The sequence below is a fragment of the Asticcacaulis sp. P2_B1 genome (genome assembly GCF_056404915.1).
Window position 1 is genome coordinate 38,372 of sequence record NZ_JBFUDD010000011.1, and the last position, 15,150, is coordinate 53,521.

The 15,150-nt window shown below is 64.8% G+C and carries 7 protein-coding genes; 6 read left to right on the top strand and 1 reads right to left on the bottom strand.

Translation table 11 applies throughout. The annotated features are described in order from the left end of the window. Positions 1–18 precede the first annotated feature (18 nt). From AC1DX3_RS18865 to AC1DX3_RS18890, 6 genes are all read left to right on the top strand, one after another. Complete coding sequence (locus AC1DX3_RS18865; RefSeq protein WP_476990877.1) at positions 19–2,418, top strand: beta-L-arabinofuranosidase domain-containing protein; 2,400 nt, start codon at positions 19–21, stop codon at positions 2,416–2,418. Positions 2,419–2,428: 10 nt separating this feature from the next. After that, positions 2,429–3,175, top strand: coding sequence for a hypothetical protein (locus AC1DX3_RS18870; protein ID WP_476990878.1), 747 nt, complete (start codon positions 2,429–2,431; stop codon positions 3,173–3,175). A gap of 97 nt (positions 3,176–3,272) precedes the next feature. Next, a complete protein-coding gene (locus AC1DX3_RS18875) occupies positions 3,273–6,119 on the top strand; it encodes a beta-L-arabinofuranosidase domain-containing protein (protein WP_476990879.1) in 2,847 nt (948 codons plus the stop codon). A 119-nt stretch (positions 6,120–6,238) separates the two neighbouring features. Further along, a complete protein-coding gene (locus tag AC1DX3_RS18880) occupies positions 6,239–8,416 on the top strand; it encodes a C1 family peptidase (RefSeq protein WP_476990880.1) in 2,178 nt (725 codons plus the stop codon). A gap of 7 nt (positions 8,417–8,423) precedes the next feature. After that, positions 8,424–9,980 (top strand): caspase family protein, encoded by a 1,557-nt coding sequence (locus AC1DX3_RS18885; RefSeq protein ID WP_476990881.1) that lies wholly within the window; start codon positions 8,424–8,426, stop codon positions 9,978–9,980. Between the two features lies 1 nt (position 9,981). After that, positions 9,982–11,559, top strand: a complete 1,578-nt coding sequence (locus tag AC1DX3_RS18890) for a trypsin-like serine protease (RefSeq protein WP_476990882.1) — start codon at positions 9,982–9,984, stop codon at positions 11,557–11,559. A gap of 6 nt (positions 11,560–11,565) precedes the next feature. Here AC1DX3_RS18890 and AC1DX3_RS18895 read toward each other — a convergent pair whose 3' ends face one another. After that, positions 11,566–15,072 carry an EAL domain-containing protein gene (locus AC1DX3_RS18895; RefSeq protein ID WP_476990883.1) on the bottom strand — a complete coding sequence of 1,169 codons (3,507 nt, stop codon included), beginning with the start codon at positions 15,070–15,072 and terminating at the stop codon, positions 11,566–11,568. Between the last annotated feature and the right edge of the window lie 78 nt (positions 15,073–15,150).

Sequence of the window (15,150 nt, forward strand, 5' to 3'; positions counted from 1 at the left end):
CAACACAAGAGGTCCCCCATGCCGCGCACATCGTTTTCCCTTAGCCGTCGCCATCTGCTTCAGGGGAGCGCCGCGGCTGGTCTGCTGACCGCTGTTTCGAGCACTGCCTGGGCGGACGCCTCGGCCCTGCCGGCGACGGCGGAAGCCGTGCCCCTAGCCGATGTCCGCCTGCTGCCGTCGCCCTATCTGACGGCGGTCGAAGCCAATCTCAAATATCTGTTGTTCCTGTCGCCGGATCGCTTCCTGCACAATTACCATAAATTTGCCGGCCTGCCGGTCCGTGGCGAGGTTTATGGCGGCTGGGAAGCCGACACCATCGCTGGCGAAGGCGCCGGTCACTATCTCACCGCGCTCGCCCTGATGCACGCGCAAACCGGCAATGCCGAATGCGTCAAGCGCATCACCTATCTGGTCGCCGAAATGGCGCGGGTCCAGGCGGCCCAGGGCGACGGCTACTGCGCCGGTTTCCTGCGCAAGCGCAAGGATGGCACCATTGTCGACGGCAAGGAAATCTTTCCTGAACTGATGGCTGGCGATATCCGCTCGTCAGGCTTCGATCTCAACGGCGCCTGGTCGCCCTATTACAATATCCACAAGGTCTTCGCCGGCCTGTTGGATGCCCACGAACTGGTCGGCAACGCCCTGGCGCTCAAGGTCGCCATCGGCTTCGGTGGCTATATCGACAAGGTCTTCGCCGCCTTGAACGACGACCAGGTTCAGGCCATGCTGGGCTGCGAATATGGCGGGCTCAACGAAAGCTTCGCCGAACTCTATAAACGCACCGGCGACGTGCGCTGGCTCAACCTGTCGAAGCGCATCTACGACCACAAGATCCTCGACGCCATCATGGCCGGCCGCGACGAACTCGGCAACACCCACGCCAATACCCAGATCCCCAAGATCATCGGCCTGGCCCGCCTGTCGGAAGTGTCGACGGCACCCGAGAACGCGAAAGCAGCGGGCTTTTTCTGGGACCGCGTGACGAACCACCACAGCTTCGTCATCGGCGGCGACGGTGACCGCGAATATTTCTTCCAGCCCGACACCATCGCCCAGCACATCACTGAACAGACCTGCGAACATTGCGCTAGCTACAACATGCTGAAACTGACGCGCCACCTCTATGGCTGGGCGCCGAATGCCGCCTATTTCGACTATTACGAACGCACCCACCTCAACCACATCCTGGCGGCGCAGAACCCGAAGACCGGCATGTTCACCTATATGACGCCGCTGATGTCGGGGACGGCGCGCGAATATTCGTCGCCGGAAGGCGATTTCTGGTGCTGCGTCCTGTCGGGCATGGAAAGCCACGCCAAGCACGGCGATTCGATCTATTGGACCGGCGGCGACACTCTCTTCGTCAACCTCTTCATCCCGTCAACCATGACCTGGCAGGCGAAAAAGGCCGATTTCGAGCTGGCGACGAGCTACCCGTATGACAGCCAGATCGCCTTGACCGTCAAACGCCTGACCGGTGCCAAAACCTTCACCGTGGCCGTACGCATCCCCGCCTGGGCCAGCAGCCACAGCCTGCTGGTCAATGGCCAGCCGGCCATGGCGACCGCCGCCAACGGCTATGCCCTGATCCACCGCGCCTGGCGCGCCGGCGACGTCGTGACGCTCGACCTGCCGCTCGATCTCCGCCTCGAAGCCACGCCCGGTGACGACAAGGTGATCGCCGTCCTGCGCGGACCGATGGTGCTCGCCGCCGATCTCGGCGATGCCGCCACCCCGTTTGAAGGCGACGCGCCCGCCCTTGTCGGCGCCGACCTGATCGCCGCCTTCACGCCGGTCAAGGTGGAGGGGGCCGTCTATCGCAGCAACGGCACCGGCCGTCCGGGCGACATGACGTTTTCACCGTTCTACAGCCAGTATAACCGCCGCAGCGCCGTCTATTTCAACCGCTATACCGACGCCGAATGGGCGACCGCCCAGGTCGCCTATCGCGCCGAACAGGCCCGCGTCAAGGACGTGGCGGCGCGCTCGGTCGACGTCGTCCACCTCGGCGAAATGCAGGCCGAACACGACCACAATCTGCAATCGGCCATCTCCTATCCGGTCGTCTATCGCGGCCGCAACGGCCGCGACGCCCGCAACCTCGGCTACATGCAGTTCGACATGGCGGTCACCAAGGATGGCAAGGCGCAGGGGCCGCTGGTCCTCGAAGTCACCTATTGGGGTTCCGAAACCAATCGTGTCTTCGACATCCTGGTCGACGGCACGGCAGTCGGCCATGAGCGCCTGAGCGGCCGCCAGCCCGGCGCCTGGATCGATGTCGACTATCCCATCCCCGAAGCCCTGACGGCCGGCAAGAGCAAGATCACCGTCCGCTTCGAGCCGAAAGAGGGCAAGACGGCAGGCCCCGTCTTCGGTGTCCGCCTGTTCACCGCCAATACCGCGTCGGCCCAAACCTGAGGACACCACCATGCCTAACGTTTTTCGCAACGCCGTGATCGCGGCGGTTGCTCTCCTGTCGCCTGCCTGCCTTACGCCCGCCTTGGCGCTTGCCCAGGAAGCGGCCCAAGTCATTACCGTGACCAAGGCGGCCAATCTGCGTAATCTGGCCGACAAGGCCGGCTTCGACGGTCAAAGCCCGGCCACCTTTACCTTCGTCGTGCCGGCCAAGACCAATATCCTCGGCGCGTCGGGCGGCGGCCGCGCCATCGATACCGGCAAATGGCCCGATGGCGTGACCCTGTCTCTCATCGTCCACGGCAATGTCTATGGTGGCGGTGGTGACGGTGGCGCCGGCGGCGATATTCCCGGCCCGTCCTATGGCGGTCGTGGCGGTGACGCCATCTATGTCCAGGCGCCGATCGCCATCACCATTTCCGCCGGCGGTTCGGTCAAGGCGGGCGGAGGCGGCGGAGGCGGGGGCGCCGGTCCCGCAGGCAGCGGTGGGGGCGGAGGCTTTCCCAATGGTCGGCGCGGCGAAGCCGGCAGCGGTGTGAGCAGCAGTAGCAATATATTCGGCGAGGCCGGCCACTACGGGACGCCGGGTGGCGGCGGCCGGGGAGGCCGCAGCGGCGGCGCAGGGGGAGACGGCGGAAATGCCGGCATGCCGGGCACGGAGGCGGCGCGACCAGGTGGCGGTCCGGGCGACGCCATTCGCATCAATGGCTTTGCCGTGACCTTGTCGCGCACCGGCGAGATCCGGGGTATGGTGGAATAGTCGGGCAACAGGATGGGTTTGCAGCCGTTCAGCGCTTGCCAAGCCTAATTGTCTGAGTTAATAGTATACTGTATAATTTAATAGCCAGGAAGCGTCCATGTCCAGCCCGTTTTTTGCCGCCTCAGGCCACCATCTCTGCGTCGACGGCCCGTGCGCCTGCAAGGACCGGCTCAGCCGTCGCGGCTTTTTTGCCGGGGCTGCGGGCGCTGCTTTTGTGACCAGCCTGGCCGCTTTTGCCAAGACCGCCAAGGCCGACGACGCCCCGGTCAACCTCGCCAAGGTCGCCACCCCGTCAGCCCTTTACGCGTCCGGCGACACCAAGGTCACTGCGCTCAATAGCGGCGCCACGCCGTCCAGCTCGGCCGACAACAATGCCGGCATGTACGGCAACTGGCCCAAGACCGACACCCAGTGGGTCCAGTATGACTGGAGCCAGCCCGTCACCACCAACCGCATCGACGTTTATTGGTGGGCCGACGGTCAAGGCGTCGGCGCGCCGAAATCGGCACGCCTGCTCTATTGGGACGGCAAGGCCTGGGCTCCGGTGAAAAACGCCTCGGGCCTTGGCGTGACCAAAGATGCTTTCAACACCACCACCTTCGACGCCGTTACGACCGACAAGCTGCGCCTGGAGATCGTCTCGGACGGCACCCTGTCGACCGGTGTCCTGCAATGGCGGGTCATGAGCAGCGGCCCTGTGCCCGTCTTTGCCCCGGCCGTCGCCGCCGGCATTGATCGCTCCGTCGTCATGGGCGGCAAGACCTATCTCATGGGCAAGGTCGATACCCTGACCTCCGGTCCCGACACGGGCGCCCTGTGGCGCAAGGTTTCCGGCCCCGGCGATGTCAGTTTCGCCGATGCCCTGGCGCCCGAAACGACGGCGACCTTTTCGGCGCCCGGGACCTATGTTCTGGAACTGGTCGGCCATGCCGGCGGTCAGGTGACGACCTCGAAACTGCGCGTGCGCGCCCAGGCCGCGCCGCCGCCGCAACGCCTCGACGTCGTCTATACCAAGCGCTACAGCATCGACAGCCCGCTGTGGAACGCTCGCGCCAAGACCTTGATCGTTAATTGGATCCCACACGTCATCGACTATTGCGAACGCACCGACCTGAAGATAGGCGAGGGCGGCATCGACAACTTCATCGAGGCGGCCAAGGCCCTGCGCGGCGAGCCGCACGCCCGCCATAAAGGCTATGTCTTCTCCAATGCCTGGGTGTTGGAAACCGTCGAGGCCATGTCGATCGCCCTGATGGTCGATCCGCATGGCGATCCGGACATCATCGCCGCTCAAACCAAAATGCAGGCGACGCTGGACCGCTGGATTCCGATCATCCTCGCCGCCCAGGAACCCGACGGCTACCTGCAAACCGCCTATACCCTGGCCGATCGCGCCGACTGGCCGGCCCACTGGTCGCCCGATCAGCGCGGCAATCACGAAGGCTATATTGCCGGCTATTTCATCGAATCCGCCATCAACCACTACACCCTGACCGACGGCCAGGACCTGCGCCTGTATAACGCCGCCAAGAAGCTGGCCGATTGCTGGGTCGCCAATATCGGGCCGGGCAAGAAGGATTGGTACGACGGTCACCAGGAGATGGAACAGGCGCTGGTCCGCTTCGGCCGCTTCGTCAACGACGAGGAAGGTCACGGACGCGGTGACGACTATATCAAGTTGGCGCGCTTCCTGCTCGATTCGCGCCGCGGCGGTCAGGAGTACGACCAAAGCCACCTGCCGCCGATCAAGCAGTACGAGGCCGTCGGCCACGCCGTCCGCGCCACCTATTTCTATTCCGGCATGGCCGATATCGCCGCCGAAACCCGCGATGTCGATTACCAAAGCGCCGTGGCGTCCCTGTGGGACAACATGGTCAACCGCAAATACTATGTCACCGGCGGGATTGGCAGCGGCGAGACCTCGGAAGGCTTCGGGCCCGACTATTCGCTGGGCAACGACGCCTATTGTGAATCCTGCTCGAGCTGCGGCCTGATCTTCTTCCAGTACAAGCTCAACCTGGCCTATCACGACGCCAAATATGCCGACCTCTATGAGCAGACCATGTACAACGCCCTGCTGGGCGGGGTCGACCTTGCCGGCAAGAGCTTCTGCTACACTAACCCGCTGATCAATACCGAACGCACCCTGTGGCACGTCTGTCCGTGCTGCGTCAGCAATATCCCGCGCACGCTTTTGATGATGCCGACCTGGACCTATGTGAAGGATGCGGGCGGGCTCTATGTCAACATGTTCGTCGGCAGCCGCATCCTGGTCGAAAAGGTCGCCGGCACCGATGTCGAAATGGTGCAAAAGACCGACTATCCGTGGAACGGCGCCGTCGCCATCACGGTCAACCCGAAGGAAAGCAAGACCTTCACCATCCGCGTCCGCATCCCCGACCGCGCAACCAGCGAACTTTACACCGCCAGCCCCAGGGTTAGCGGCGTCAAGACCTTCAAGGTCAATGGCAAGGCCGTCACGCCGGTGATCGAGAAGGGCTATGCCGTCGTCACCCGGCAATGGGCGAAGGGCGATACCATCGAGCTGGACCTGCCGATGGCGGCCCAACTCATCCGCGCCGACGACCGTATCGCCGCCAACCGCGGCCGAGTCGCCCTGGCCTATGGTCCCTTGGTCTATAATGTCGAACGCGCCGACCAGCCGAATATCGAACAGGCGCTGGGAAGTGCGCCGCTGAAGGCCGAATGGCGTCCGGATTTGCTGGACGGCGTCATGGCGATTACCGGCACATGGCAGGACGGCTCGCCCATGCTGGCCATCCCGAACTTCGCCCGCATGAATCGCGTGACCCAGGTCGCCGATGTCGGTGCGGGGAATGTCGACTACGCCCCCGGCACGACCGCCACGGCCGCCGTTGCCGCACCCGAGCGGTCATGGTCGCGGAACCTCGATTCCCAGGTTTGGCTCAAGGATCGCGTTTAAGGGCATCGATCCGCGGCATTACAATTGCCGTCACGATAGCCGCGGTTGCTTGAAAAGCGAACGCGGTTGTGTCACCTGTTGCCTAAGATAAATATAACAGGCATCGGGCGGGAATTTACATGATCGGTCGGCGGTTCGGAACCTTGACGCTTCTGATCGCAGCCGCGACTCCGGTAGCGGCGGAGGAGCACGGCACGGGCTTCATCCCCTTGAGCAAGGAAGAATACGCCGCTCAGCCCCACGCCGTGCGCGCCCGTAGCGCCACCTTCCTGTCAGCCGTCGATCTCAGCCCCTATTTTCCGCCCGTCGGCGACCAGAAGTATCAGGGTTCGTGCACCGCCTGGGCTGTGTCCTATGCGGCGCGCTCCTACTACCTGGCGGCCATCAGCGGCCACAAGCCGGTGACGCCCGGCGATATTTCCAGCCCCGCCTATGTCTTCAATTCGTCGACGCGCCGCCCGGCCGACAAGGGCGTCAATTGCGGCGGCGCCGCTCTGCGCGACGCGCTCAATGTCGTCGTCAGTCAGGGCTCGACCTCGCTGGCGCGCATGCCCTATTCGGCCGACAGCTGCATCCCGGCGCCCGGTGTCGAAGACAAACAGCTAGCCGTTCAATGGAAGGTGCCGGGCTGGGATGTCATCGCGCCCGAATCCATTCACAAACCCGACGCCTATCGCGAAATGCTGGAACGCGGTGTCCCTGTCATGATCGGCGCCTTCATCAATGCCAGCGAATGGCAAAACTACCACCGCACGGCGATCTATACCTTGTCGCCCAACTCGCTCGGTACACCGGCGACGCCAGGCTATACCGGCCACGCTATGGTGATTGTCGGCTATGACGACAACAAGGTCGCCGCCAATGGCGAAAAGGGCGCCTTCAAGGTGATGAACTCGTGGGGCGAGGGCTTCGCCGATCGCGGCTTCATCTGGGCCAGTTACGATTCGCTGCTGGCCCTGGTCCAGGAGGCCTATGTCTACAAGGGCGTCGTCCCGCCCATGGTGCCGCGCGAAGGCATCATGCAGCCCATCACGGCCAGCGGCGCGGCGCCCGTCCAGGTGGCGATGCCTATGCCTGTCGCCCAGCCCGCTGTTGTGGCGCCAGCACCCAAGCCCAGCCAGCCCACCTATACCCCACCAACCCCGCCGCCGCCGCCGCCCGCACCGGTCGCCCAACCCGACCTGACCGCTGATCTCAACGCCATGGCGGCCAGTTTCAAGACCGGCGAGATCAAGGTCTTCCGCGACGGCGACAGCTATCGTCTCACCGGCTACGGCTGTGTCGATGAGGTCGAATATCTGCGCACCGTCGCCGGCCGCTACGGTCAGCGCGTCGCCGTCGACGTCGAGGGCACGCCGTGGCCGGCCTGCGAAATCCGCGGCATATTGAAGGACGCGGTGTCGCGCCCCGGCGTCGATGCCCGCGTCGTCAATCTCGAACCCGATGCCCCGCCCCAGGCGCGCGGCGTCCAGATCACCGAGGAAGACGCGCCGGTCACCACCACGGCTACCCTGCGCAACGGCGACAAGTTCGAAATCGACGCCGAGGTCCAGGACCAGGCGCCCTATGTCCAGATCTATTATCTCCAGGCCGACCAGTCGGTGAAGGAAATCTGGCGCGGCGAGATCAAGCCCGATGGCAACGGCCGCCGCCGTCTGTCGATCGGCGGCGCAAACTCCAAAATCAAGCTCACCGCCAGCCGGCCCTACGGCACCGAAGCCGTTCTGGTCCTGGCCGGTCGTGGCGTCATGTCGCCCGCGACCATGGAACACAATACCTCCGAAATCGGCTTCATGGATCACCTGCGCGGCGATCTCGGCGCCGCAGTCCAGCGCGATCCCTCGATCCGCGCCCAGATCGTCCAGGTCGAGGTGATGGATAATCCCAACCCGTCCGATGCCTGGCTGATCACACCGTCGGAATACGACACCATCGCCGCCGGCAATAGCCTGGTGTCCGAGGCCGCCGTTGTCTCCAAGGGCGACTTCTTCGGCCCGCAGATCAAGGTCGATCCCGCCAGTCTTAGAACCCAAAGTGGCAAGCTGCTGCTCAAGGCCCAGTTCAATCAGGGCTGGGGCAGCACCATCCGTCCGGACACGGTGCGTGTCGAATATCGCACCCAGACCGGCTGGAAGGACGTGACCGACCGCGTCCGCGCCGCCGGCCAGGTCAACGCCACGGGTATCTCCACCAATGCCCTTTCCCTGCCGGACGGCCGCCACAAGCTCCGCCTCACGGTCCTCGACGCCCGCGGCCGTCAGGGCATTGTCGAACTCAATTTCAAGACGGGAGCGTGAGATCGTCATGAAACGCTTATTGCCACTCTTCGCCGCCGTCCTGTGGTGCCTGACCGCCCAGGCCCATGCCGCCGACGCGACCAAATTGGCCCTGGTCATCAACCAGGTCGATTACCAGTCCCTGACGCCTTTGCCGGACACCGACGGCGAAGCGGCGCAAATGAAAAACGCCCTGACCAAGGTCGGCTTCGACGTCACCTCGATCCGCGACGCGACACTCGACGGTTCCGGCGGTCACCCCAATCTGCGCCAGGTCATCAAGGACTTCCGCCGTAAGCTGGCCGCCTCGCCCGGCGCCATCGGCTTTATATACTATACCGGCCACGGCATGGCCGACCCGACCGACGAAAAGGGCGACAACTACCTCCTCAGCATCGATGCCGATGTCCAGGTCGCCGCCGACCTGCCGTCGTCAGGCATCAAGCTGGGCGATCTGATGGACGGCATGTCCAATACCAATGCGACTGCCGTGATCATCGTCGTCGACGCCTGCCGCAATACCCCCAGCCTCGGCAAGGGCGCCACCAAAGGCCTGGTCGCCGTCGCCGCCGACCCCAACACCCTCGTCGCCTATTCGACCGATCTCGGCGACATTGCCGGCGTCGGCGTGTACGCGCCCATATTGGCGGCCGAACTGGTCAAACCGGGCAAGACCGTCACCCAGGTCTTCGATTCCGTTCAGGTCCAGGTCGCCAACCAGACCGGCCGCAAGCAGCGCCCGTGGTCGAACAATCGCATCTACGACACCCTGTGCCTGGCCGGTTGCGATATCACCGTCAACAACATCGCCGCCCCGCCGGTCGACGCCGACTGGCAGCGCGAGCAGGCTGTCTGGACCTCGGCCAAGGACTGTGTCGACTACAGCAGCTATGTCGCCCAATACCCCAAAGGCGCCTTTGTTACCCAGGCACAGGGACGCCTGTCGTCGCCGACCTGCAAGACAGTTACGCCGGCGCCGGTCCAGGCATCGGTCCAGAAGCCGATGACCAACCTGCCGGCCACAACGGCAGGCACCTTGAACCTGGCCGCAACCGAACCGTCACCGTGGTACGACGACGACACGGAAATGCTGGTCGACAGCTGTGACACCGACGTCAATGCCGACCACGACACGGACCGCGTCGCCGGCGCCGTGGCCGTGCTCGACCGCGACGTCAAGCCGGTCAAGGCGATCGCCGACTGCAAGCGGGCGCTCGCCAAATATTCGGACAACCGTCATCTCGCCTATAATCTCGGCCGCGCCTACGAACTGAACAAGGACTATGCCAACGCGCGCGCCATCTACGAACAGGCCGCGGCCGCTGGCAATGGCGCCGCCATGTACGGCATGGGCAATCTCTATTTCGCCGGTGAAGGCGTTAACAAGGACCCGGCCCAGGCAGCCGCCTGGTTCCAGAAAGGCGCCGCCGCCGGCAATTCCGAAGCCATGCTCTATCTCGGCATTCTTTATGACGGTGGCCTCGGTGTTCCCGACGATCCGGCCCAGGCCAAAAAGTGGTACCAGTCCTCGATCGCCGCCGGCAATGTCGGCGCTCAGGCCCTGCTCGACCTGATGGACAAATAGCATGACCGGTTTGAAAACATGGCTGGTCGCAGGTGCGGCGTGGCTGCTGCCCGTCGCCGTACAGGCGGCCCAGGTCTCGACCCCGCCGCCCGAAGCCAAGGTCGTTGGCGGACAATTCGCCGACCCCGCCCGCTGGCCGGGCTATGCGGCGCTCGGCCTCAAGCGCCCCGATGGCAGCGTCATGATGATTTGCGGCGCCACCATGATCGGCAAGCTTCACGCCCTGACCGCCGCCCATTGTATCGAAGCCTATGACGCCAAGCTAGCCGCCCATTGCGGCGATGTTGTAAAGGCGCCTGGGCAATTGCTGCTCTATCCCGGCCTGGTCGACCTGACCTCCGCCCCCGACGCCAAGCCCTATAAGGCCGTCCGCGTCACCGCCCACCCCCGGGCGACCTGCGAGGACGAGCTGCAACAAACCGACGCGAAGCCCACCTACGATAATGACCTGGCGATTATCGAGGTCGACCATGCGTACACTGGTCCGTTGTCGCCGCTCTCTCTGTCGCCCGACACCGACCCAGTTAGCGGCCTGACCGCCGTCGCCGGCCTCGGCACGACCGAAAGCGAAGAGACCCAGACCTTTGCCGCGCGCGACGGCTCGAAACTGTCGGCCCGCGCGGCACGCCTGCTCGAAGCCTATATGCCGATCGTGCCCGAAGACACCTGTAATGCCAGCCGCGAGGGAACCGGCGGCATTATCGGCCCGCATCAGCTGTGCGCCGGCTGGGTCAAGGTGGCGGCCAGCCAGGCCATCGGCGACGCCTGCGGCGGCGATTCCGGTGGGCCCCTGGTCGCCTATGACGGCGCCCACCATCCCTATCAAATCGGCATCGTCAGCTGGGGCCCGACGCCCTGCGGCCAGGTCGGCGAACCCGGCGTCTATACCCGCGTCTCGGCCTATGCCCCGTGGATCGAAAGCGTCGTCGGTGACATCGCCGCCGCTCATCCCATGGCCGGCAGCCAGGAGGCGCCGAAGGAGGCCGCCGGCTTCACGGCCCTGCAAACCCAACTCGCCCCGGCCGAGGGCCGCATCAAGGTCGAGATCTGCGCTGACAGCGATGACGGTCCCTGCGGGCTCACGGAACTGAAAGCTGGCCAACCCATCCGTCTCAAGGTGACCAGCCCGTTGTCCGGCCGCCTGATCCTGATCGACCGCACGGCCGAGTTCCAGATCAACCAGATCTTTCCCAACAGCTTCGAAGGGGACGCCGCACGGGGTTTCATCGCCGCCGGCGCTGCCGTCACCTTCCCGGACGCCAGCCTGCATTTCCGCATCCAGGCGCAACCGCCCTATGGCTCATCGCAACTGATGGCGATCCTGGCCCCGGCCGGGGCGTCACTGGAGGACTTCATCGCCTCTCCCGACGTTAAGGGCAAGGGTGTCAATGTCACCTACGAACCCGGCTGGGACAGTGAAACCGGCGCTGACTTTTTCGCCGCCAACCTGGCCAACCAGGTCAATGCCGAGGTGGCGGACACCAAGGACGCCACCCAGACTGTGTCGACAGACGCACCCGTCACCGGATCCTTGCCCGGCTGGGGGATTGCGGTGCTCGACTATACGGTGTCGAAGTAAGGCCTCTTAAGCCGCTTCCGCCGCGTTGATCAGGGCCGAAAAGCCCGCCGCCGACATCGGTTTGCCGAAGAGATAGCCCTGCATGGCGTGGACGCCGGCCGCCTTGAGGTGGCTGTGCTGGGTCGCCGTTTCGATGCCTTCGGCGACGACCTGCATGCCGAAGGCGCGGCCGATGCCGGTGACGGCCTGGATGATGGCCAGGGCTTCGAGGGCCGCGCGCGGTTCGCCGTCGAGCGCGCTGACGAACTCCTTGTCGATCTTGATCTTGTCGAACGGAAACCGATGCAGCGCCGTCAGCGACGAATAGCCGACACCGAAGTCGTCGAGCGCCAGCTTGATACCCATGGCGCGCAATTCTTCGAACAAAAGCTTGGTGCGGACGGGGTCGCCGAGGAACGCCGTTTCGGTCAGTTCCAGTACCAGCCGATTGGGGTCGTAACCGGTTTCGTCCAACAAGGCGCGCAGGCCTGAGACGAAGCCCGGCCGGTCGAATTCGATCGCCGAAACATTGATGGCGATCGGCACGCCGCCCCAATGCGCCGCCTGTTCGAGGACGCGACGACGGGTAAAGGCGCCGATCCGGGTGATGAGCCCGGATTTTTCCGCCAGAGGAATGAAGACATCCGGCCCGACCGGCGGACGATCGCCACGATCCCAGCGGATCAGCGCCTCGGCCGAGACGACCTGGGTGCCGGTGCGATCGAAGATCGGCTGATATTTCATCTCGAGCTGCCCGGCCGTCAGATCGGCCTCCAGTTCGCGCAGCAGGATCTGGTCGGGCGTTTCCGCCGGCGCCGCCCTTGAGGCAGCGACCCCGATCATGGCGTTGAGCTCCGCCACGGACTGTTCCACCAGGGCCTGGACGGCTTCGATTTCGTCGACCGTGACGGCCCGGCCGTCTTCGCGCACCGCCCGTTCGATCGTGGCGGCCATCATGGCGACGGCTTTGGCGCCGATATTGAGGCTCATGGATTTCAGCGCATGGGCCCCGCCCGCTATGGCGTCGCGATCGCCCACTGCCTGCGCCGCGGCGAGGTTGGCAACGGCGGCCGGCGCATGGCTGGCATAGAGGCCGATGACCTTGCGGACGAAGTCGCCGCGTCCGGTGACCAGGCCGTCGATCAGGGGGGTGACAATCTCGGAATCGAACAATTCACCGTCGACCGCCGTCTCCACCACCTCGACCGGCATGAGGTCTTCGGCGGTGACCATCGGCGCTTCGGACAGTTCGGGCGGCAGCCAGTTGCGCAGCACCGTGGCCAGGCTGGCCAGGGTAAACGGCTTATAGAGCACGTCATCCATGCCGGCGTCTTTCCACGCCATGGCGGCGGCGCCGACGACGTGGGCGGTGAGGCCGATCACCGGCGTGCGGGCGTCGCCCGACTTGTCTTCACGCAGGCGCAGGTGGTGCGTCGCTTCGAAACCGTCCATGATCGGCATCGAGCCGTCCATCAGCACAAGATCGTAGGCGCCCTTGTCGAGCCGGTCGAGGGCCTCGGCGCCGTCATTGGCCGTGTCGGCATTGATGCCGAAGCGCGACAGCGCCTCGCACGCCACCTCGCGATTGACCTCGCCGTCGTCGACGACCAGGACGCGGGCCTGAGGATAGGCGGCATCGATGGCGTTGGGCTCGATGGCCAGGTCGGTCAGGGAGAAGGGCGTGCCGTCGCGCAAATGCATCAGAAGCGTGTCAATATCGCGATGGCGCGCCGGCGCAGGCAGGATGCAGGACGCGCGGCGTGTCCTTACCCAGCTATCGGCCTCGCTGTCGTCGGGATCGGCCAGCAGCACCACGGCCTCATGCCGGGTCGTCTTGGGTATTTTCAGCCGGCCGGTCTTGTCGGCGATGACCAGGGCGGCGCCGTCGCTGGCCACAACGGCGCCGGCGGCTTCGAGGCGGCGGACGATGGCGGCGCGGGTGGTGACGCCGTCGATCCATACCGACACCGGCATGGCCTCTGGCAGGTGCGGCGGTGCGGCATTTTCGGGATCGGCCAGACCCGGCATGACGATGCGGAACTGCGTACCCTTGCCCTGCTGGCTGGCGACCGAAATCTCGCCGCCCATGGCCTCGACCAGGCGCTTCGAAATCGACAGGCCGAGCCCCGTGCCGCCAAAGCGCCGCGTCGTCGTCTGGTCTTCCTGGGTGAAGGCCGAGAAGATCGAACCCAGCTTGTCGGCGGCGATGCCGATGCCGCTGTCGCGCACCGTCAGACGCCAGGTGCGCGGCGCAGTTCCGCTTTCGACCTGGATCAGGACATAGCCGTTTTCTGTGAACTTCAACGCGTTGGAGATCAGGTTGGAAATGACCTGGCCCAGGCGCACCGGGTCCGCCGGCACGTAGCGCGGTCCTTCCGGATGGACGAAGGCCGCGAGCTCCAGGCCCTTTTCGCGTGCCTTGGCCTGAAACAGGGTCAATACGTCGTCGACCAGCTCGATAATGTCGATCTCGGCGGTCTCGACCTCCAGCTTGCCGGCCTCGATCTTGGAAAAGTCGAGAATATCGTTGATGACGGCCAGCAGCGATCGCCCGGACTTGGCGATGGTCTGGGCGTGGCGGCGCGCCTTGGCCGGCAGGCTCTCGGCCGCCAGCAATTCGGCCATCACCATCACGCCGTTCATCGGCGTGCGGATCTCGTGGCTCATGGTGGCGAGGAAATCGGATTTGGCGGCATTGGCCGACAGAGCCTCGTCGCGGGCAGCGACATAGTCCTGGGTGCGGGCGGCGACCTCGCTTTCCAGGCCCTTCACCTGGGCGTCGATCTTGCGGTCGCGTTGGGAAATGGCCTCCAACATGGTGTTGAAGCCGTCGACCAGTTGGCCGACCTCGTCATGGCTGCGCACATCGACACGCCGGCTGAAATCGCCGTCGCCCTTGATGGCCTCCACCGAGGCCGTCAATTCGGCCAGGGGCTGGGTCATGGTCAATTGCAGGCGCCGGGCGCCCAGCAAGGCCAGGACCAGGGCGCCGATGGCGATGCCGAGTATGCCGGCGACGGATTTGAGCAGGTCCAGACCGATATCGTCGGCCTTGTGCACGACGATGACCTGGCCCAGTGCATGGCCGCCCGAAGTGATCGGCGCCTCGACCTCGATACTGCGCGTCATGACCAGCGCCATGATCGACGGATTGGGCGTATCGGTGCTGAGGTGAACGTCGTTGCGCAGCCGTGCCCCGGTGCCGGTTTCGGCGAGGACCGAACCGTCGGCGGCCTCGACACGGGCATAGATGATGCCGGGCACACGCGATACGGCGCGAATGGCGGTAAAGGCGCGTGACGAATCGTTTTGCAGCGCGGCGTCGGTGGCGGCGGAGGCCAGCACATCGGCCGCGGTTTTCATCTGCGACCAGCGCGCCTGGGCGTGGCGGGCCGTTTCCTGGGCGACGAACAGCCCCGCGACAGGCACGGTCGAAAACAGCACCGAACCCAGCACCAGCAAGGTCAGGCGACGACGAATAGAACTGCGCCGTCCCTGTGTTTCCGGCCTTAGCGGTGACGTCATGGTACTCATATCTGCCCTGAAACATCCGGACAGTCTTGCAAGGTTGAACCGGGCGCCGCCGCCGTGGCGCGCAGATGTGCCTTAAAG

Excerpts from the sequence above, each read along its gene's own strand:
- AC1DX3_RS18870 (WP_476990878.1), top strand. The coding sequence starts at position 2,429 with ATGCCTAACGTTTTTCGCAACGCCGTGATCGCGGCGGTTGCTCTCCTG.
- AC1DX3_RS18875 (WP_476990879.1), top strand. The coding sequence starts at position 3,273 with ATGTCCAGCCCGTTTTTTGCCGCCTCAGGCCACCATCTCTGCGTCGAC.
- AC1DX3_RS18880 (WP_476990880.1), top strand. The coding sequence starts at position 6,239 with ATGATCGGTCGGCGGTTCGGAACCTTGACGCTTCTGATCGCAGCCGCG.
- AC1DX3_RS18890 (WP_476990882.1), top strand. The coding sequence starts at position 9,982 with ATGACCGGTTTGAAAACATGGCTGGTCGCAGGTGCGGCGTGGCTGCTG.
- AC1DX3_RS18885 (WP_476990881.1), top strand. The coding sequence starts at position 8,424 with ATGAAACGCTTATTGCCACTCTTCGCCGCCGTCCTGTGGTGCCTGACC.
- AC1DX3_RS18865 (WP_476990877.1), top strand. The coding sequence starts at position 19 with ATGCCGCGCACATCGTTTTCCCTTAGCCGTCGCCATCTGCTTCAGGGG.
- AC1DX3_RS18895 (WP_476990883.1), bottom strand. The coding sequence starts at position 15,072 with ATGAGTACCATGACGTCACCGCTAAGGCCGGAAACACAGGGACGGCGC.